Origin of the sequence: Streptomyces triticagri (genome assembly GCF_003429565.1) — a bacterium.
GTDB lineage: Bacteria > Actinomycetota > Actinomycetes > Streptomycetales > Streptomycetaceae > Streptomyces > Streptomyces triticagri.
In genome coordinates this window covers 1-1,574 of sequence record NZ_QUAK01000148.1, presented here as the reverse complement: position 1 = coordinate 1,574, position 1,574 = coordinate 1, and the positions used below count along the sequence as shown (strand labels likewise).

At 73.1% G+C, this 1,574-nt stretch carries 2 protein-coding genes; one reads left to right on the top strand and one right to left on the bottom strand.

Features of this window, described 5'->3' with window-relative positions; translation table 11 throughout:
* A partial coding sequence (locus DY218_RS24370; RefSeq protein WP_128558281.1) for a hypothetical protein occupies nt 1-1,182 on the bottom strand: 1,182 nt, incomplete at its 3' end.
* A 30-nt stretch (nt 1,183-1,212) separates the two neighbouring features.
* Between DY218_RS24370 and DY218_RS35410 the strand changes: the two genes are divergently transcribed.
* Nucleotides 1,213-1,574, top strand: a 362-nt coding sequence (locus DY218_RS35410; RefSeq protein ID WP_233521886.1) for a hypothetical protein, incomplete at its 3' end; no start/stop codon positions are given.

Sequence of the window (1,574 nt, the reverse complement as noted above, 5' to 3'; positions counted from 1 at the left end):
GCCGCCGCCCGCGGCCCCGCCCGCCTCGCCGCCGCCCGCCTCGCCGCCGCCCGCGGAGTCTCCGCCGGAGGCGCCGCCGGGCTGGGCCGAGGTGTCGAGTTCGAGGGAGACCTCGGTCTTGTCCGGGGTGCAGGTGGTGGTCGTACCGAGGGCCTCCACCGTCAGGACGCCGGGTGACAGGGTGGACTTGCCGTCCGCGCCCGGTTTGTAGGTGCCCTTGAGGTCGGGGATGGTCATCGGGTCGCCGGACTTGATGGGCTCGGGGTTCGTCGGGCCCTCGACCTTCACGGTGCCCTTGTCGGCGCCGCCCAGTTTCACCGCCATCGACGGTTTGACCGAGTCCGCCGGGATGTCGGCGGGCGAGTCCATCACCGATTCCTTGAACTGCACGGTGAGGCCGTAACTGCCGCCGTCCTTCTTGGCGTTGATCTGGACGGGCGAGGTGGCCTCCTTGTCACCGATCGGCGTCTTGCACTTGTAGGGGACCTGCACCTCCTTGCCCTCGAAGTCGGTCTCGCCGCCGCCACCGCCGGTGGAGCCGCCCGAGTCGCCGCCGCTGTCGCCGCCGGAGCCGCCGCTGTCGCCGCCCGTGGTCCCGCCGGTGTCGCCGCCGGAGCCACCCGAGTCACCGCCGGAGCCGCCGCTGTCACCGCCGGTGGAGCCGCCCGAATCCCCGCCGCCGTCCGTGACGTCGATCGTCGCGCCCGCCCCGACGTCCTCCTGCGGCGAGCACTTGGTGTCGGTGGAGATGGGCTCGCTGACGTTGATGTCGTACTTGTCGGGGGTCAGGGTGACCTTGCCGGGCGCGGTGAGCTTCAGCTTGCCGACCATGTCGGAAAGCACCATCGGGGCGCCCTTCGGGATCGGCGGATTCTTCCGCTCGCCCTCCACTGCGAGGTCCTCCGTCTGGGCGCCGCCGACCTTGAGGGTGCCGGTCGGCTTCACGGTGTTCTCCGAGAGGTCGAGGATGTCCGGATTCTTGGACGCTCCCTCCACCGTCTTCCACACCACGTCGACCTCGTCGCCGACCTTCGCCTCGGCGGGCGCCTCGATGTCCACCACGGTGGTGCCCTGGATCGGGTCCATGCCGGAGATCGGCGGCGGGATGCACTCCGTCTCGTAACTGACCTCGGCGGCCTGCGCCGGGGCCGCGGCGAGGAGCATGCCCGCGCCGCCGATCATGAGCGCGACGCCCGCCGCACTCACTCTGCGATGAGTGATCACGTGTTTCCCTTCGTCGTCGGGGTGGTCGGGCCGTTCTCGTGCGGTGCGGAGTGCTGGGGGTGCTGCGGTGCGGAGCGGGACTCGTCCCACGGAGCGGAGCGCCGGGCCGGCGGCCTCGGTCCGGTGTCCGGCGTGAACCACGGCAGGTGCGCGGGATGCGTGCTCGCCGGGGGCGCGGAGCCGGATCCGCTGCCGCTGCCGCTGCCGCTGCCGGGTGAACTTCCGTACGTGGCCGACGACTTGGGGTCGGCGGTGCCCTCCGGTGTACGGGGCCCGCGCGGCCGGAGCGCCCGGAGTCGGGCGGCGGCCCCCGCGCCGCGGTGGCTGCCCGGGCGCCGGGCCGGCCTGGC